The following is a 16621-nucleotide window of genomic DNA, read 5'->3' as shown; positions in this document are numbered from 1 at the left end:
ACACTGGGGACTGATGAGCGACCATTCTCCGCCAGGCGCGGCCCCCGAGTCGTGGCGGCTGCGCGCCGACATCGACCTCGCCGCGTTGCGTGCCAACGTCCGTGCGCTGCGGGCGCGCGCCCATGGTGGAGCGGGCGTGATGGCGGTGGTGAAGGCCGACGGATACGGGCACGGGCTGCTGCAGAGCGCCCGCGCGGCCCGTCAGGGGGGCGCCGCCTGGCTGGGCACCGCGACGGCGGAGGAGGCGCTCGCGCTGCGCGCGGACGGCGACACGGGCCCCGTGCTGTGCTGGTTGTGGCAGCCCGGCGGGCCCTGGCGGCAGGCCATCGAGGCGGACGTCGACGTCTCGGCCAGCGGCCGGTGGGCGCTCGCCGAGATCGTCGCGGCGGCCCGCGCCGCCGGCCGGACCGCCCGCGTCCACCTCAAGGCCGACACGGGTCTGGGCCGGAACGGCTGCCAGCCCGCGGACTGGCCGGATCTGATCGCTGCCGCCCGCGCCGCCGAGGCCGAGGGCGCCGTCCGCGTCACCGGCCTGTGGTCGCACTTCGCCTGCGCCGACGAGCCGGGGCACCCCTCGATCGCCGCGCAGCAGGCGGCGTTCACCGAGGCCCTCGCCGTCGCCGCGCGGGCCGGACTCGACCCCGAGGTCCGGCACTTCGCGAACTCGCCCGCCACCCTCACCCTCCCCGCCGCGCACTACGACCTGGTGCGGCCGGGCGTCGCGATCTACGGCCTGTCGCCCTCCCCCGAGATCGGCGACCCCCAGGACTTCGGGCTGCGTCCGGTGATGACGCTGCGCGCCCGGCTGGCCGGCGTGAAGCGGGTCCCCGGCGGGCACGGCGTGAGCTACGGGCACCGGTACACCACCCCGGGCGAGACCACGCTCGCCCTGGTGCCCGCCGGATACGCGGACGGCATCCCGCGGCACGCCTCGGGCGGCGGCCCGGTGCTGGTCGCCGGCAAGTGGCGGACCGTCGCGGGGCGGGTGGCGATGGACCAGTTCGTGGTGGACCTGGGCGGCGACGCGGCGGCGCCCGGCGACGAGGCCGTGCTGTTCGGCCCCGGCGACCGGGGCGAGCCGACCGCCGAGGACTGGGCGCGTGCCTCGGGCACCATCGGGTACGAGATCGTCACCCGCATCGGCCCCCGGGTCCCCCGGGTCTACCTGGATGACGAGCCCGCGGGACGGGAACCGGGGCAGGTATCGGTGCAGGGACCAAACGAGGGGGAGCGACCGTGAGCTGGGCGCGGCGGGCGGGGATAGCGGGCGTGGCGCTCGGGGTGGTGGCCACGGGCGTCGCGGTGGAACGGCTCACGGTGAGCCGCTCCGTACGGCGTCAGGCGCGGCTCGCGCTGGACGCCTCGGCCCCGTTCGGCACGCTGCGCGGCACGCCGGGCACGGCGTTCGCGGACGACGGCACCGAGCTGTACTACGAGATCGACGAGCCGACGGACGACGGCGCGGGCGAGGGCCCGGGGAACGCCGACGACGGCGGCGGGCCGACCGTGGTGTTCAGCCACGGCTACTGCCTGGCCCAGGACTCCTGGCACTTCCAACGCGCGGCCATGCGCGAGGCGAACGTCCGCGCCGTGTACTGGGACCAGCGCTGCCACGGCCGTTCCGAACGCGGCCGGGACACCCCCGACGGCCGCGAGCCGGTCAGCATCGACCAGCTCGGCCGGGACCTGCTGGCCGTGCTGCACGCCGCCGTCCCCGACGGGCCCGTGGTGCTGGTCGGCCACTCCATGGGCGGCATGACGATGATGGCGCTGGCCGACCAGTTCCCCGAGTACGTGGCCCGCCGGGTGGCCGGTGTCGCGTTCCTGGCCACCTCGGCCGGCGAGCTGGCCGACGTCACGTACGGCTTCCCGGCCCCAGCGGCGCGGGCCCTCCGCCGGGTGCTCCCCGGCGTGCTGCGGGTGATGAGCTCCCAGGTCGCGCTGGTGGAACGCGGCCGGCGCGCGGTCGGGGACGCGTACGCGGGCATCGTGCGCCGGTACGCCTTCGGCGACACCAGGGCCGTGGACCCCGCCGTGGCCCGGTTCGCCGAGCGGATGATCGACGCGGTGCCCGTCGACGTGGTCGCCGAGTTCTACCCGGCCTTCGGCCTGCACGACAAGTCCGCCGCGCTGGCCGTCTTCGGCGGCCTCGACGTGGACCTGCCGCTGCTGGTGCTCGCCGGCGAACGGGACCTGATGACGCCGCCCGAGCACAGCGAGCGGATCGCCGCCGCCCTGCCCACGGCCGAGCTGGTGCTGGTGCCGGACGCCGGGCACCTGGTGCCACTGGAAGCCCCGGACACGGTCAACGAGCGGCTCGGCGAGCTCGTGGCGCGTAGCATCCTGGAATCATGAACCAGCCGTCCGACGTGATCTCCGAGACCACCGTCACGGTGCCCGACCCCGACCGCATGCGGGAGCTGGGGCGGGCGCTCGCCGCGCTGCTGCGCCCCGGTGACCTGGTCGTGCTGACCGGCGAGCTGGGCGCCGGCAAGACGACGCTGACCCGCGGCATCGGCGAGGGGCTCGGGGTGCGCGGCCAGGTGACCTCGCCGACGTTCGTCATCGCCCGGGTGCATCCGCCGCTCGGCGAGGGGCCCGCCCTGGTGCACGCCGACGCGTACCGACTGGGCGGCGGCCTGGACGAGCTGGAGGACCTCGACCTGGACGCGGCGCTGGGCGACTCGGTGGTGGTCGTCGAATGGGGCGAGGGCCGGGTCGAGGACCTCGCGGAGGACCGCCTGCACCTGACGCTGCGCCGCCCGGCCGGCGAGCCCGAGCTGGGGGACGGCGCGGACGAGGGCGGCGCGGGCGACGAGGAGCGCACGGTGATCGTGACCGGCGTCGGCCCCCGCTGGGACGGCACGGACCTCGCCGCCCTCGCGGGCCGGGGTGGCGCCGGTGGCAAGACGGGCTAGCCGGCTAGGCGGCCGGTGAGGAGACCACCACGACCGGCGTCCCGACCTCGGCGAACAGCCACATCGCGTCGCCGTCCTCCCGGTCCTGCCGGACCCCGCCGGTGCGCTGCGTGCCGTCCGGGTCGGGCGTCGAACCGTCGAGCGCCGACGAGAAGCCGAAGACGATGCCGTCGGCCGCGACGTGGAAGATCAGGATGTGTTCGACCGGGACGCCGTCCGAGCCGGTCAGCTCGGGGGTGCGGCTGCTGATCTGGTACTCACCGGCGGGCGGATCGACCGAGCTGGGGTACACCTCGTGGGTCTGGCTGACGACCTCGCCCGTGCCGTCCTCGCTGATCTCGACGAGCCACACCCGCTGCTGCTCCACCGAGTAGACGATCCGCCGGCCCTGCCCGGATTCGGCGGGCAGCGGATGCGCGGCGCCGGTGTCCTGGCCGCCGTCCTGCGCCGCCCCCGTCTCGTCGTCCGTGCCGCCCTCCGACGGTCCGGTCGTCTCCTCGCCCGAGGGGCCGGCCAGCGGGTTCTCGTCCTTCGCGGCCGATGCCTGGTAGGCGAAGAAGGAGACGACGCCCAGGGCCACGACGGTGAGCAGGGTGACCCACGTTCCCGGCCGGGGTCCGGAGGAATGGCGAGACACGATCCCGCTGCCGCCTTTCGCCGGGGGACGATCCGCTGTTGATCGCCCCGTCATCCTCGCGACGCTATCAGGAGGCTGGCGGGCCGAGGGGGAGCGGCGGAGCCGTAGGCTTGCTGGCGTGCTGCTGCTCGCCATGGACACCGCCACCCCGGCCGTCACCGTCGCGCTCCACGGCGACGACGCCGGCGCCTCGGACGCGCCCGCCCCGCGCCTGCTCGCCGCCGCCGCACAGGTCGACGCCCGGCGGCACGGGGAGCTGCTGCTGCCCGCCGTGGACCGGGTGCTGGGCGAGGCCGGGCGCGAGCTGGACGAGGTGACGGGCCTGGTCGTCGGCACCGGACCCGGGCCGTACACCGGGCTGCGGGTGGGCCTCGTCACCGCCGCCGCGTTCGGCGCCGCCCGCGGCATCCCGGTGTACGGCCTGTGCACCCTGGACGGCATCGCGTTCGCCGCCGCCTCTGCCGCCGCCGGCGACTCCGCCGGCGATCTGGCGGGCCCGTTCGTGGTGGCGACCGACGCCCGCCGCAAGGAGGTCTACTGGGCGCGCTACGCCGACAGGCGGACCCGGGTGTCGGGACCGGCCGTGGACCGGCCCGCCGACCTGCCGCGCGAGGTCGCGGAGCTGCCGGCGGTCGGCGCCGGCGCGTTGCTGTACCCGGAGATCTTCACCGGCGCGCGCGGCGAGCTCCCGGCGCACGCCTCCGCCGCCGCGCTGGCGGCGCTGGCGGCCGAGCGGCTGGCCGCGGGCGAGGAGCTACCCGCGCCGCGGCCGCAGTACCTGCGCCGCCCCGACGCCCGGGTGCCGGCCGGCTACAAGGCGGTCACCCGCGCATGACCGGGCTGCGGGCCGAGCGGGGCGCGGCGGTCGCGCTGCGCGAGATGCGGTGGTGGGACCTGGAGGCGGTGCTGGCGCTGGAGCGCGAGCTGTTCCCCGAGGACGCCTGGACGCCCGGCATGTTCTGGTCCGAGCTGGCCCGGGCCCGGGGGGCGGGCCGCAGTCGCCACTACGTCGTGGCGGAGACCGCGCCCGGAGCCGCGGGTGCCGGCGACGCCGGCGACGCGGGGGAGCTGGTGGGCTACGCCGGGCTGGCCGCGGCGCCCGGCACCGGCGGACCCGGCGACGTCCAGACGATCGCCGTCACCCCGGCCTGGCAGGGCCGCGGGCTCGGGGCGCGGATGCTGGGCGCGCTGCTCGACGCCGCGACCGGCTTCGGCTGCGGCGAGGTGTTCCTCGAGGTGCGCACGGACAACGAGCGCGCACAGCGGCTGTACACCCGGTTCGGCTTCCGGCCGGTCGGCATCCGGCGCGGCTACTACCAGCCCGGCGGCCACGACGCGCTGGTCATGCGCCGCGACCACGCGGCGGCTCCCGCCACGGCGGGCACGCAGGTGGCCCGGGAGGGCCCGGAGCAACCGGAAAACCCAGTAGGTCCTGAAGAAGCAGGGAAGCATGGCTGACGAACCGCTCGTCCTCGGCATCGAGACCTCCTGCGACGAGACCGGCGTGGGCATCGTCCGCGGGCACACGCTGCTCGCGGACGCCATCGCCTCCAGCGTCGACGACCACGCCAGGTACGGCGGCGTGGTGCCCGAGATCGCCAGCCGCGCGCATCTGGAGGCGATGGTCCCCACCATCGAACGAGCGCTGAAGGAGGCCGGCGTCGCGCCGACCGACCTGGACGGCATCGCGGTCACCGCTGGCCCCGGGCTGGCCGGCGCGCTGCTGGTCGGCGTGGCGGCGGCGAAGGCGTACGCGTACGCGCTCGGCAAGCCCCTGTACGGCGTCAACCACCTGGCCTCGCATATCTGCGTCGACCAGCTGGAACACGGGCCGCTGCCCGAGCCGACGATGGCGCTGCTGGTGTCGGGCGGACATTCCTCGTTGCTGCTCGCGCCGGACATCACCGCGGACGTCCGGCCGCTGGGCGCGACCATCGACGACGCCGCGGGGGAGGCGTTCGACAAGGTGGCCAGGGTGCTGGGGCTCGGCTTCCCCGGCGGGCCGGTGATCGACCGCAGGGCCCGCGAGGGCGACCCGGCCGCGATCCGCTTCCCGCGTGGGCTGACCGGCCCGCGCGACGCGGCGTACGACTTCTCCTTCTCCGGGCTGAAGACCGCGGTGGCGCGGTGGGTCGAGGCGCGCCGGGCGGCCGGCGAGCCGGTGCCGGTGGCGGACGTGGCCGCGTCGTTCCAGGAGGCGGTCACCGACGTGCTCACCCGGAAGGCGATCCGGGCCTGCCGGGACCAGGGCGTGGACCATCTGATGATCGGCGGCGGCGTGGCCGCCAACTCCCGGCTCCGCGTGATGGCGGAGGAGCGTTGCGCCGCGGCCGGCATCACGTTGCGGGTTCCGCGCCCGAAGCTCTGCACGGACAACGGCGCCATGGTCGCCGCGCTCGGCGCCGAGATGGTCAGCCGCGGCCGGCCGGTCTCCGACCTCGGCCTGCCGGCCGACTCCTCCCTGCCGGTGACGGAGCCACACGTGCCGGGGCAGTCGCACGGGCACGCCGACGCCCACTCCCACGCCCACTCGCACTCGCACGAGATCGCGGGCGACAACCTCTACCCGGCCGGGGGTCGCGCCCACCGATGACGACGATCGCGCTGATGTGGGAGGCACGGGCCGCGTCCGGACGCGGCGCCGACCTCCTCGCCTGGGCCCGCGCCCAGACCCTGGACCCGGCGCCGGCCCGCCGCGAGACGTTCGCGGCGGACCCGGACCGGGTCCTGGTCATCACGTGGTGGCCCAGCCCGGACACCCACCCCCCGTCCGAACTCCTCGACCCACCCCCCGACCTCCTACACCGCCCCGTCCACCGCTGGCACTTCACCCAGGTGCCGGAGGACTGACCTGGAGGGCGCCGCACGCGGCCGCCGCGAGGTCCACGCCCCGTCCCGAGTGACCTCCCGGTCCGGTCAGTCGTGCGGGGCCGGGCCGATGCTGAGGGGGTAGTCGGGGAGCCAGCCCGACGGTTCGCCGCCGTTGAGCGGCTGCAGGGCGGCGGCGGAGCCGCTCGCGCCGAGCAGCGCCAGCAGCATGGCGCCCACCATCACAGAGATTCGCCTGACCATCTCGTCCCCCTTCGTCGCCCCGCAACTCCTCACGCCGCGGGGCGTGTTCGACGGTACGGAACCGCACTCAACCACAGGCCCGCCCGGGACGACCCCCGGTCGCGACCAGGCGTGACCAAATCCGAACATTCCGGGGCGTCCGTGCCCGGGCCGGCGCCCCGCCCGATCAGTCCGGCAGCGGGTACGCGACGATCTCCTCCGCCTGGGAGTGCACGAGGTACATTCGCTCCTCGTCCCAGGCGACCGAGAAGAGCCCAACGATCCTGTCCGACGCGGATCGGAAAGGGCCCAGATCGGTCCGCCCCGTTGCGTCACGCAGGTCCCAGGCCCACAGATGGGGGTCCACAGTCGCTGGCAAGCCGGCCTCGACGCCGATCGCCAGGACCCTTCCGTCCCTGATCCCTATCGGCGTGCCCCCCTCGTTCCACTGGCGAGCCCAGAGCTCCTCGCCCGTCGCCACGTCGTAGGCGTGCAGCTCCGGGTCCCCCGCATGCTGGATGAGCGCCACCCCCTCGTCCAACCGCACCAGGTCGCCCCGAGGGGACAGGGTCTCGGGGAACCCCCCGTCGCCCAGCTGGTGGGTGGGTTCTCCCGCGTCGTCGAAGACCTGCAGGATCCGGTTGTCGTCCACGGTGAGGTCCAGGATGAGCGGGTCGTTGGAGACGATCCGGTGCACGTCGTCGTAAGTGCCGATCTCCTGGCGGAGCAACTGCTCGCCGCTCTCCGAGTCGTACACGGCAAGACCTACGCCGCTGTCGTACTCCGGGATCCAGCCCAGTTCCCGGGCACGCTCGGGCAACTCCTGGATCCGTCCGTCAGGGTCGTTCTTCACCGCGACGAACTGGCCGTTGTGGGCGACTTCGTGGGTGCACTGCACGTCGGCCGACAGCATGGTCGGCAGTCTCTCGCCGCTCTGCAGGTCGAAGCGGACCACCTCCCCACAGAACGCGACGAAGGTGAGCACCTCCTCGCCGACGCTGACCGCGTCGCCCTCGTGCGAGTACCCGTTGTCGAATTCGGCGGACACGTCGTCCTGCCACAGCAGGTCTCCGCTGTCGGCGTCCAGGGCCGCGACGGTGCCGCACGTGACGCCACTGTCCTCACCGCTGCCGAACCCCTTTCCGAAGAGAACCGCGCCGACGTCCGTCTCGTTGACGCGCTCCGAGTACGCGCACACCTGGTCGGTGCCTTCAGGGGGCTGAACTCGCCATCGTTCGGCGCCGGACCGCACGTCGACTCCCCGCATCGTCTCCCCGTCGGGGAAGACCACGGTGTCCGTCGTCACCCAGGCCTGCGGTGTCTGGACAAGGTGGCTCAGACCGTCGACGTCGTCGCCGTCGGCCAGCGGAGTGCTCCAGAGCGGCTCCACGGTGGGGCCGTCGGTCCGATCGGTCGCGCTGCCCCCCTCGTCTCCGCCTTCGCCGGTGCAGCCGCTCGCGACGAGCAGTGCCACCAGCATGGCCGCCGTCAGTGTCGAGAATCGTCGCCTCGCCATGCCGTCCCCCGTATCCCCCGGCCGCTTCCGCAATATGTCGCGTCGCATTGCCTGTTGACGTCGGCACTCAACCACAGTTGCATCCGGTGCGGCCCGTGCCGCGGGCAAGCGTGACGGGAACAGAACATTTCCGGTGACCGGTCCACCCCGGGCGACCGCGTCGCCGCCGGCGTTAGGGTGGATGGCCGTGGCCGACCATGCGGAGACACCGCCCGCCGAACGAGGCGATCCGACCGACGCCACCTCGGTCGTCCCGCGGCGGCCGCTGCCCGGTGGCTTCGTCAACCAGGTGGTGCGGGTGGGCGACACGGTGCGCCGTCCCCCTCCGGAGGGCGCCCCCTTCGTTCGCGAACTGCTCGCGCTGTTCGAACGGCACGGCTGGGCCGGCGCCCCGCGCTTCCGGGGGGTCGACGAGGAGGGACGGGAGATCCTCGACTACGTCGACGGCCACGTGCCCTGGCGGGACGACCTGCGGGCCGGCGTGCGCTCCGACGAGAGCCTCGTGCGGGTGGCCGAACTGGTCCGCGAGTTCCACGATCTCACCAGCCGCTCCGAGCTCGCCGGCGACCACGAGGTCGTCTGCCACAACGACCTGTCGCCCAGGAACACCGTCTATGCCGGAGGCGACGGCCGCTGGTACCCGGTGGCCTTCATCGACTGGGACATCGCGGCCCCCGGCGACCGAGCCCACGACGTGGCCCACGTCTGCTGGCAGTACCTCGACCTCGGGCCGGACGTGACCGACGTGCCCGACGCCGCCCGCCGGATCCGGCTGCTCTGCGACGCCTACGGCGCCCTGGACGACGAGCGTCGGCGTGGCATCGTCGACGTGATCCTGTGGTGGCAGGACCGCTGCTGGCGCGGCATCGAGGCGGCCGCCGAGCGCGGGGAGCCGGCTATGGTCCGGCTGCGCGACATCGGTGCCTCCCGCAGCGTCCGCGCGGCGCACGACTGGGTCGCCGCCCACCGCCAGAAGCTGTCGGCCGCCCTGGACTAGCCACCCTGGGCTGGCTCACCTGGGCTGGCAGCCCTGGATAAGCCGCCCTGGGCCGGCTCACCTGGGACGTCTGCCCTGGGCTGGCCGCCCTGGATAAGGCGCCCTGGTCCAGCCCGTCCCCGCCCCGATCTAGCGGGCGGGCGTGGCCACCGGGCCGCCGCGCCAGGTGGGGAGTGGCTCGTCGCCGAGGGCCGTGGCCAGGGCGGCGCGGGCCTGGAGCCGGGTGGAGTCCAGGACCGGCAGCGGTGACACCTTCGGCGTCACCAGGAGGGGTATCTCCGTGCACACCAGCGCCACCGCGTCGCACCCTCGGGCCGCCAGTCGCTCGATCACGCCCACGAACGCCGCGCGCGACTCCTCGGTGAACACGCCGTTGACCAGCTCGTCCATGATGACCCGGTGCACCAGCTCCCGGTCGGCGGCCGTCGGCACCTCCGTGGCTATGCCGCGATCGCCCAGCGCCCGGGGATACACCGCCCCCTCCGTCAGGGCCCCCTCCTTCAGGGCCGCCTCCGTCAGAAACCTGGTGCCCAGGATGCCCACCCGGCGGAGACCCTCCAGCGCGGCCCGGTCCGCGACCACCCCGGCTATGTGCAGCCCGGGGAGCGGGAGGTCGTCCCCTGGCTGGTCGAGCGCCAGATGCGCCGTGTTGTCGGGGCAGACGAAGAAGTCCGCACCGGCCCGGGCCAGCCGCTCGGCGCTCACCGCCAGCGTGGCCCGCACCGCCGCGTGGTCTCCCGCCTCCCACGCCGGCAGGCTGCGCCCGAACGCGATGTAGTCCAGCGTGATGTCCGGATACACGTGCCCGCCGAGTCGCCGCACGCCCTCCTGACAGAAGGTCAGGAACGACAGCGCCGCGCCCTCCGTGCTGTGCGCCAGGATGCCGAGATGCCTCACGGGATTCTCCCTCCTCGGCCATGAGCCTCTGTTCGTCTCAGCGAACATCCGTCCGTTATAGTGGACACCATTCCCGCATCGTTCGTCAAGTCGAACGAGCGGACTCTTACGGCGAACGATCGGAGGCCATGATGGCAGGCGGCCCCAACCCCGCGGCTCCCGCCGGTCCCGGCGACCTGACCGCGCGGATCGCCGCGGCGATCAGACGGGAGCGCGACCGCGCGGGCCTGTCGATGACCGAGGTGGCCCGCCGCGCCGGCCTGGCCAAGTCCACGCTCTCCCAGCTGGAGTCCGGCGCGGGGAATCCGAGCGTCGAGACGCTCTGGGCGCTGGGCGTCGCGCTGGAGGTGCCGTTCGCCCGGCTCGTCGACCCGCCCCGCCCCGCCGTGCGGGTGATACGCGCCGGCGAGGGCCCCGCCGCCCACTCCGAGCACGCGGACTACACGGCGGTCCTGCTCGCCGCCTGCCCGCCGCACGCCCGTCGCGACGTCTACCGGGTCACCGCCCAGCCGGGGGAGCCGCGACTCTCCGAGCCGCACCAGCCCGGCACCGTCGAGCACGTCGTCCTCAGCGGCGGTCGCGCGCTCGTCGGCCCCGCGGACGACCCGCCCGAGCTAGCCCCCGGCGACTATGTCAGCTATCCGGGCGACGCCCCGCACGTCTTCCGGGCGCTGGTTCCGGACACGACGGCGGTGGTCGTCATGGAGCACGGTTGAGGCGGCCGGGACCGGTTGGTCGGACCCGACTGGCCGAGGGCGGCCGGCAGATGGTTGCGTTTCGGTGATCGTCGCAGCTCTAGCCAGGCGGGCGATCGATGATCGACAATCGCCCGCAGGGAGGCAAAGCGCGTGTCGGAGTACATACCGCAGCAGGGGACCAGGTCGGAGTCGGGGCAGGAGTCGGAGCAGTCAGCGGGGCCGGACAGCCCGGGGGACGAGGTGCGCCGAACGCTGCGCGCGTTCCTCGACTCGATGGTCCCGGAGTACGGGCCCGGGCTCTTCGCGCTGGTCACCCAGGACGGTCGGGAGGTGTTCTCGGGCGCGGCCGGCACGGCCGACCTCGCGCGACCCCGAGCGATCTCGGAGGCCGACCGCTTCCGCGTGGGCAGCGTGACCAAGCCGTTCGTCGCGGCCTTGGTGCTGAAGCTGGTGGAGGACAACGCGCTGTCGCTGGACGACTCCGTGAAGCGCTGGTTGCCCGGCATCGTTCCCGGCGCGGACCGGATCACCGTCGAGCACCTGCTGCGCATGCGCTCGGGCATCCCGCACTACGTCCCCGCGCTGTTCGGGGATCCGCCGGACCCCTCCGTCTACGCGCGGTACCACACGCCCGAATCGCTGGTCACGCACGCCGTCGGCGCCGCCGGCTGGCAGGAGCCCGACGCCCGGCACGCCTACTCCAGCACCAACTACGTCCTGCTCGGCCTCATCGCCGAGCGGGCCACCGGTTGGCGGCTGCCCGCCCTGCTGTGGGAGCGCATCCTCAATCCGCTCGGGCTGCGCGACACCGACCTGCCCGAGGCCGACCCGCACCTGCGCGGCCCGCACGCCACCGGGTACGCGCGCGCCGCGCTCGGCGAGCCGTACGCGGACCTCACCGCCGCCAGCCCCTCCGAGTCGTGGGCGGCGGGCGGCCTCGTCTCGACGCCGCACGACGTGGCTCACTTCCTGGACACGCTGATGACCGGCGGGCTGCTCGACGAGAGCAGCTGGCGGGCCATGTCCGACACCCACCCCACGGGCGACCGCCGGGGCTACGGCATGGGGCTGATGCGCCTGGAGCTCCCGCGCGGCCACCACGCCTACGGCCACACCGGCGCCACCGCCGGCTTCAACTGCGTCGCGCTCCGCACCGACACCGGCCGCACCGTCGTCCTCTACCGCAACGCCCTCGACCTCACCAACCCCCTCCCGCTGCACACCCCCTTCGTCATGGAGGCCCTGACCAGCTGAGAAGGTCCGCGGCCCCCCGCCCGGCTACGCCGGCACGGGCTGGGCCAGGAGCATGGTCGGGGTGTCGGCGACGCGGGTGAGGATGATCGTGACCGATTTCGCTCCAGCGAGGCGGAGCTTGGCGCGCAGGGCCTCCGGGGTGACGGCGGAGCCGCGCTTCTTGATGGTGACGGTGCCGACGTCCCGCTCGCGCAGCAGCGCGCGGAGGCGCTTCACGTTGAACGGGAGCCGGTCGGTGATCTCGTACGCCCTGGCGAACGGCGTCGGGGGCGGCGGCTCGTCGGTGGTCAGATAGGCGATGGCCGGGTCGAGGAGCCGGGCGTTCAACGTCTCGGCGAGTTCGGCGACGAGGTGCGCGCGGATCACCGCGCCGTCCGGTTCGAGGAGGTAGCGCCCCGGCGGGCCGGTGGGCGCCTGCGGGCCGGCGCCGACGAGGGTGTGCGGGCCGGGCAGGACGGTGGCACGACGCGGGTGGTCGGGGTTGGTGCCGAACCACAGCACGGCCTCCTTCACCTCGCCCCGGTGCGACACCCATTCCGCCTCCGTGGCCTCGGCCGGGATCGCGGCGTGCGGCAGTCCCGGCGCCACCTTCAGCGCGGCGAGCGGGGCCAGGCCGGCGATCCGCACGGCCTCGGAGAGCGGCGGCGAGTACGCCTCCGGATCGAAGGTCCGGCCCCGGCCGCCGCGCCGCGCCGGGTCGAGGAACACCGCGTCGTGGCCGGCGAGCTCCGCGTCCGGAAGGTCGCCGATCGCCGCCTGGCGCACGGTGACGCGGTCGGCGAGGCCCAGGGCCGCCGCGTTGGCCTCGGCGACCGCGCAGGTCAACGGGTCGCGGTCGACGGCGAGCACCCGTAGCCCGGCCCTGGCCAGGGCGATGGCGTCGCCGCCGATGCCGCAGCAGAGGTCGGCCACGGTGCGCGCCCCGAGTGCCGCGATCCTCTCCGCGCGCCAGGCGGCCACCGGCGCGCGGGTGGCCTGCTCCACGCCGTCGGCGGTGAAGTACATCCGCTCGGCGTCGGAGCCGAACTTCGCCGCGGCGCGCTGCCGCAGCCGGGCCTGGCCGATGGCGGCCGAGACCACCTCCGCCGGATGGTCGCGGCGCAGCCGGGTGGCCGTGGTCAGCTCCTCGGCCGGAGTGAGCTCCCGCAACCCGGCCAGCAGGCCCGCGCCCGGCTCCGTGAGCAGCGCCCGGAAGACGTCGAGCGGGGGCACCGAGGACGGGGACGGGGAGGAGGGTGGGGAGGGAGACGACGAGGAGGATGCGGCCACACGGGTCATTCTCGCCGGACGCTCCGGGTCGGTGCGCGCGGCGGCGGCCCGGCGGCTGACACCCTCCCGAATTATGAGGATTTTCCTACAAGTAGGAAAATTGCCACGGACGTGCTGCGCGCTCGCCCTGGCGCTGCTGGCCCTGGCCTGCACGGCACCGGCCCGCCCGGGCGCCGACCCCGACCCCGCGCCCCCGCGGCCCGGTGAGCCGCCTCCGTCCGAGGGCGCGGACGCTCCCGGCGCCGCGAAACCCGGACGGTCGGGAGCCCGGGCTCCGACGGCCGGGACGAGCCGTGCCGACGTCGCGCGCCGTTGGGGCCTGGACCTGGTGCCGCTGCGTCCGCCCGCGCCTCCCGGGCCGGACGAGCGGGTGCCCCTGGTGGGCGCGGGTGGTCTCCCGCCGGTGTTCGTCAGCGTGCCCACCGAGGACCGGGTCGTCTTCCTCACCATCGACGACGGCTCCGAACACGACCCGCGTGTCCCGGACATGCTGCGGGAGCTGGAGATCCCGTTCACCGCGTTCCTCGCCGACCGGCTGGTCGACGGCGGGTACGACTACTTCCGGGAGGCGTACGAGCAGGGCGTGGCGATCCAGAACCACACCGTCGGCCACCCGGAGATGCCCCTGCTGTCCTACGCCGAGCAGCGTGCCGAGATCTGCCGCCAGCAGGAGGTGCTGGTGCGGGAGTTCGGCGAGCGCCCCACCCTCTTCCGGCCGCCCTACGGCGCCTATGACGCCGACACGCTCCGCGCGGCCGCGGCCTGCGGGGTGGACGGTGTGCCGCTGTGGACGCAGGAGGCGTTCTCCGACCGCGTCGAATGGGCCCGCCCCGACGGCAGGTTCCATCCGGGGGACATCATCCTCAGCCACTTCCGGGGCGAGGGCGACTGGGCGGGCGACGCGTCGGGGGACATGGTGGACATGCTGCGCCGGATCGTGGACGAGGTCACCGAACAGGGGTTCGCCATCGCCCGCCTGGAAGACTACGTGTGAGGCGACACGCCTCGGCTCTGCCCGGGGTTCCACGCGAGGTCGCGCCCGAGGTCGTGCCCGCACGCCCGGCGCGCGCCCTGCCGGCCGCGCCACGCCCGCACCACCACGCCGCGCCGGCCAGTTGGCACTCTGGTTGACTGAGTGCTAACCGCGGCATAGTCTCGACGCTGGCACTCTCCACAGGTGAGTGCCAGCAACGCGCGACGGGCGGATCCGGCACCCGCGACGACGGGTCCACCAGGTCGCCATTCATCCAGACACATTGACCCCGTGAGATCTCCGAAGGGGGAGGTCGGATCGTGACGACCGCCAGTTCCAAGGTTGCCATCAAGCCTCTTGAGGACCGCATCGTGGTCCAGCCGCTTGACGCCGAGCAGACCACGGCCTCCGGCCTGGTCATCCCGGACACCGCTAAGGAGAAGCCCCAGGAGGGCACCGTCCTGGCCGTGGGCCCGGGCCGCTTCGAGGACGGCAACCGTCTTCCGCTCGACGTGAAGGTCGGCGACATCGTGCTGTACAGCAAGTACGGCGGCACCGAGGTGAAGTACAACAACGAGGAGTACCTCGTTCTCTCGGCTCGCGACGTGCTCGCGATCATCGAGAAGTAGTTCGCTCGGCAGTTCGACCAGCGAGCACGGAACAAGCAGAAGCAGGCGAGACCCGAACCGCGCCCCGGGACCCCACGGATACCCGGGGCCGGGGCGCGGCTCATTGCGGCACTCATTGCGGAAGAGGACACGCAAACCCATGGCGAAGATCCTGAAATTCGACGAGGACGCGCGGCGCGCCCTCGAGCGTGGCGTCAACCAGCTCGCCGACGCGGTCAAGGTGACCATCGGCCCGCGCGGCCGCAACGTGGTCATCGACAAGAAGTTCGGCGCGCCCACCATCACCAACGACGGTGTCACCATCGCCCGCGAGGTCGAGGCGGAGGACCCGTACGAGAACCTGGGCGCCCAGCTGGTCAAGGAGGTGGCGACCAAGACCAACGACATCGCGGGCGACGGCACCACCACCGCCACCGTGCTGGCTCAGGCGCTGGTCCGCGAGGGCCTGCGGAACGTCGCCGCCGGCGCCTCCCCCTCCGGCCTGAAGCGGGGCATCGACGCCGCGGTCGCGGCCATGGCCGAGGACCTGCGCGGCAGCGCCCGGCCGATCGACTCCAAGGAGGACATCGCCGCCGTCGCCGCGCTGTCCGCCCAGGACAAGCAGGTCGGCGAGCTGATCGCCGAGGCCATGGACAAGGTCGGCAAGGACGGTGTGATCACCGTCGAGGAGGCCCAGACCTTCGGCCTCGAGCTCGACTTCACCGAGGGCATGGCCTTCGACAAGGGGTACCTCTCGCCCTACATGGTCACCGACCAGGAGCGCATGGAGGCCGTCCTCGAGGACCCCTACATCCTCATCCACCAGGGCAAGATCTCGTCCATCCAGGACCTGCTGCCGCTGCTGGAGAAGATCATGCAGTCCGGCTCCTCGAAGCCGCTGCTGATCATCGCCGAGGACGTCGAGGGCGAGGCGCTCTCCACCCTGGTCGTCAACAAGATCCGCGGCACGTTCAACTCCGCCGCCGTCAAGGCCCCCGGCTTCGGCGACCGCCGCAAGGCGATGCTCGGTGACATGGCCACCCTGACCGGCGGCACCGTGATCTCCGAGGAGGTCGGCCTCAAGCTCGACCAGGTCGGCCTGGAGGTGCTGGGCACCGCCCGCCGCGTGACCATCACCAAGGACGACACCACCATCGTCGACGGCGCCGGCAAGAGCGAGGACATCCAGGGCCGGGTGGCGCAGATCAAGGCCGAGATCGAGGCCACCGACTCCGACTGGGACCGCGAGAAGCTCCAGGAGCGCCTCGCGAAGCTGGCCGGCGGCGTGTGCGTGATCCGGGTCGGCGCCGCCACCGAGGTGGAGCTGAAGGAGAAGAAGCACCGCCTCGAGGACGCCATCTCGGCGACCCGCGCCGCGGTGGAGGAGGGCATCGTCCCCGGCGGCGGCGCCTCCCTGGTGCACTCCGCCCGGGTGCTCGCGGACGACCTCGGCAAGACCGGCGACGAGGCCACGGGCGTGGCGATCGTGCGCCGCGCCGCGGTCGAGCCGCTGCGCTGGATCGCCGAGAACGCGGGCCTCGAGGGCTACGTCATCACCTCGAAGGTGGCCGAGCTGGACAAGGGCGAGGGCTTCAACGCCGCCACCGGCACCTACGGCGACCTGGTGAAGGACGGCGTCATCGACCCGGTCAAGGTCACCCGTTCCGCGCTGGAGAACGCCGCCTCCATCGCCTCCCTGCTGCTCACCACCGAGACCCTGGTGGTGGAGAAGAAGGAAGAGGAGCCGGAGCAGGCCGCGGGCGGCCACGGCCACGCGCACTGACCCGCGCGCCGACGCGCCGC

The 16621-nt window shown here is 73.8% G+C and carries 18 protein-coding genes; 13 read left to right on the top strand and 5 right to left on the bottom strand.

The window, feature by feature from the left end; translation table 11 throughout:
• Positions 1–13: 13 nt before the first annotated feature.
• Genes alr through tsaE form a run of 3 tightly spaced genes read left to right on the top strand, consistent with a single transcriptional unit; the run spans position 14 to position 2918 of the window.
• Positions 14–1240 (top strand): alanine racemase, encoded by a 1227-nt coding sequence (alr, locus tag ABGB06_RS31475; protein ID WP_347596025.1) that lies wholly within the window; start codon positions 14–16, stop codon positions 1238–1240.
• Positions 1237–2355: an alpha/beta hydrolase gene (locus ABGB06_RS31470; RefSeq protein ID WP_347596022.1), complete on the top strand. Its 1119-nt coding sequence runs from the start codon at positions 1237–1239 to the stop codon at positions 2353–2355. Before alr ends, ABGB06_RS31470 begins: the two co-directional genes overlap by 4 nt.
• Positions 2352–2918 carry a tRNA (adenosine(37)-N6)-threonylcarbamoyltransferase complex ATPase subunit type 1 TsaE gene (gene tsaE / locus ABGB06_RS31465; protein ID WP_347596019.1) on the top strand — a complete coding sequence of 189 codons (567 nt, stop codon included), beginning with the start codon at positions 2352–2354 and terminating at the stop codon, positions 2916–2918. The genes ABGB06_RS31470 and tsaE overlap by 4 nt, the downstream gene beginning before the upstream one ends.
• Positions 2919–2922: 4 nt before the next feature.
• On the opposite strand, the gene ABGB06_RS31460 is transcribed toward tsaE, so the two are convergent.
• On the bottom strand, positions 2923–3555 hold the full coding sequence (locus ABGB06_RS31460; protein WP_347596016.1) for a L,D-transpeptidase: 633 nt from the start codon (positions 3553–3555) through the stop codon (positions 2923–2925).
• Positions 3556–3673: 118 nt separating this feature from the next.
• Here ABGB06_RS31460 and tsaB point away from each other — a divergent pair, with 118 nt between their 5' ends.
• The 4 genes from tsaB to ABGB06_RS31440 are packed head-to-tail and all read left to right on the top strand — an operon-like array spanning position 3674 to position 6405.
• On the top strand, positions 3674–4390 hold the full coding sequence (gene tsaB / locus ABGB06_RS31455; RefSeq protein ID WP_347596013.1) for a tRNA (adenosine(37)-N6)-threonylcarbamoyltransferase complex dimerization subunit type 1 TsaB: 717 nt from the start codon (positions 3674–3676) through the stop codon (positions 4388–4390).
• Positions 4387–5013: a ribosomal protein S18-alanine N-acetyltransferase gene (rimI, locus tag ABGB06_RS31450; RefSeq protein WP_347596010.1), complete on the top strand. Its 627-nt coding sequence runs from the start codon at positions 4387–4389 to the stop codon at positions 5011–5013. Before tsaB ends, rimI begins: the two co-directional genes overlap by 4 nt.
• Positions 5006–6148 carry a tRNA (adenosine(37)-N6)-threonylcarbamoyltransferase complex transferase subunit TsaD gene (tsaD, locus tag ABGB06_RS31445; RefSeq protein WP_347596007.1) on the top strand — a complete coding sequence of 381 codons (1143 nt, stop codon included), beginning with the start codon at positions 5006–5008 and terminating at the stop codon, positions 6146–6148. Before rimI ends, tsaD begins: the two co-directional genes overlap by 8 nt.
• Complete coding sequence (locus tag ABGB06_RS31440) at positions 6145–6405, top strand: hypothetical protein (protein ID WP_347596004.1); 261 nt, start codon at positions 6145–6147, stop codon at positions 6403–6405. Before tsaD ends, ABGB06_RS31440 begins: the two co-directional genes overlap by 4 nt.
• Before the next feature lie 66 nt (positions 6406–6471).
• Here ABGB06_RS31440 and ABGB06_RS31435 read toward each other — a convergent pair whose 3' ends face one another.
• Both ABGB06_RS31435 and ABGB06_RS31430 read right to left on the bottom strand, forming a co-directional pair.
• Complete coding sequence (locus ABGB06_RS31435; RefSeq protein ID WP_347596001.1) at positions 6472–6627, bottom strand: hypothetical protein; 156 nt, start codon at positions 6625–6627, stop codon at positions 6472–6474.
• Positions 6628–6793: 166 nt separating this feature from the next.
• Complete coding sequence (locus ABGB06_RS31430) at positions 6794–8122, bottom strand: PQQ-binding-like beta-propeller repeat protein (protein ID WP_347595998.1); 1329 nt, start codon at positions 8120–8122, stop codon at positions 6794–6796.
• 187 nt (positions 8123–8309) lie between these two features.
• Here ABGB06_RS31430 and ABGB06_RS31425 point away from each other — a divergent pair, with 187 nt between their 5' ends.
• Positions 8310–9119 carry a phosphotransferase gene (locus tag ABGB06_RS31425; protein WP_347595995.1) on the top strand — a complete coding sequence of 270 codons (810 nt, stop codon included), beginning with the start codon at positions 8310–8312 and terminating at the stop codon, positions 9117–9119.
• 129 nt (positions 9120–9248) lie between these two features.
• Here the strand turns inward: ABGB06_RS31425 and ABGB06_RS31420 are convergent, their stop codons facing one another.
• Positions 9249–10016 carry an amino acid racemase gene (locus ABGB06_RS31420; protein WP_347595992.1) on the bottom strand — a complete coding sequence of 256 codons (768 nt, stop codon included), beginning with the start codon at positions 10014–10016 and terminating at the stop codon, positions 9249–9251.
• Positions 10017–10144: 128 nt separating this feature from the next.
• Here ABGB06_RS31420 and ABGB06_RS31415 point away from each other — a divergent pair, with 128 nt between their 5' ends.
• Both ABGB06_RS31415 and ABGB06_RS31410 read left to right on the top strand, forming a co-directional pair.
• Entirely contained in the window at positions 10145–10732 is a 588-nt protein-coding gene (locus ABGB06_RS31415) for an XRE family transcriptional regulator (protein ID WP_347595989.1), read from the top strand.
• A gap of 132 nt (positions 10733–10864) precedes the next feature.
• Entirely contained in the window at positions 10865–11968 is a 1104-nt protein-coding gene (locus ABGB06_RS31410) for a serine hydrolase domain-containing protein (RefSeq protein WP_347595986.1), read from the top strand.
• 24 nt (positions 11969–11992) lie between these two features.
• Here the strand turns inward: ABGB06_RS31410 and ABGB06_RS31405 are convergent, their stop codons facing one another.
• Positions 11993–13180: a class I SAM-dependent methyltransferase gene (locus ABGB06_RS31405; RefSeq protein WP_347595983.1), complete on the bottom strand. Its 1188-nt coding sequence runs from the start codon at positions 13178–13180 to the stop codon at positions 11993–11995.
• A 157-nt stretch (positions 13181–13337) separates the two neighbouring features.
• Between ABGB06_RS31405 and ABGB06_RS31400 the strand changes: the two genes are divergently transcribed.
• The 3 genes from ABGB06_RS31400 to groL all read left to right on the top strand — a co-directional run bounded on the left by ABGB06_RS31400 (position 13338) and on the right by groL (position 16601).
• Positions 13338–14231 (top strand): polysaccharide deacetylase family protein, encoded by an 894-nt coding sequence (locus ABGB06_RS31400; RefSeq protein WP_347595980.1) that lies wholly within the window; start codon positions 13338–13340, stop codon positions 14229–14231.
• A gap of 299 nt (positions 14232–14530) precedes the next feature.
• Positions 14531–14839, top strand: a complete 309-nt coding sequence (gene groES, locus ABGB06_RS31395; protein WP_077059501.1) for a co-chaperone GroES — start codon at positions 14531–14533, stop codon at positions 14837–14839.
• 139 nt (positions 14840–14978) lie between these two features.
• Positions 14979–16601, top strand: coding sequence for a chaperonin GroEL (groL, locus tag ABGB06_RS31390; protein ID WP_347595977.1), 1623 nt, complete (start codon positions 14979–14981; stop codon positions 16599–16601).
• Positions 16602–16621: the final 20 nt, after the last annotated feature.

Source organism: Streptomyces sp. B6B3, from assembly GCF_039871525.1.
In the GTDB taxonomy this organism is placed as follows: domain Bacteria; phylum Actinomycetota; class Actinomycetes; order Streptomycetales; family Streptomycetaceae; genus Streptomyces.
The sequence above is the reverse complement of the archived record's forward strand: the minus strand, read 5'-3'. Positions and strand labels throughout refer to the sequence as shown.

What these genes read in the sequence shown, in the direction of transcription:
- alr (WP_347596025.1), top strand. Translation starts at nt 14, where the DNA reads ATGAGCGACCATTCTCCGCCAGGCGCGGCCCCCGAGTCGTGGCGGCTG.
- tsaE (WP_347596019.1), top strand. Translation starts at nt 2,352, where the DNA reads ATGAACCAGCCGTCCGACGTGATCTCCGAGACCACCGTCACGGTGCCC.
- rimI (WP_347596010.1), top strand. Translation starts at nt 4,387, where the DNA reads ATGACCGGGCTGCGGGCCGAGCGGGGCGCGGCGGTCGCGCTGCGCGAG.
- tsaD (WP_347596007.1), top strand. Translation starts at nt 5,006, where the DNA reads ATGGCTGACGAACCGCTCGTCCTCGGCATCGAGACCTCCTGCGACGAG.
- ABGB06_RS31440 (WP_347596004.1), top strand. Translation starts at nt 6,145, where the DNA reads ATGACGACGATCGCGCTGATGTGGGAGGCACGGGCCGCGTCCGGACGC.
- ABGB06_RS31435 (WP_347596001.1), bottom strand. Translation starts at nt 6,627, where the DNA reads ATGGTCAGGCGAATCTCTGTGATGGTGGGCGCCATGCTGCTGGCGCTG.
- ABGB06_RS31430 (WP_347595998.1), bottom strand. Translation starts at nt 8,122, where the DNA reads ATGGCGAGGCGACGATTCTCGACACTGACGGCGGCCATGCTGGTGGCA.
- ABGB06_RS31415 (WP_347595989.1), top strand. Translation starts at nt 10,145, where the DNA reads ATGATGGCAGGCGGCCCCAACCCCGCGGCTCCCGCCGGTCCCGGCGAC.
- groL (WP_347595977.1), top strand. Translation starts at nt 14,979, where the DNA reads ATGGCGAAGATCCTGAAATTCGACGAGGACGCGCGGCGCGCCCTCGAG.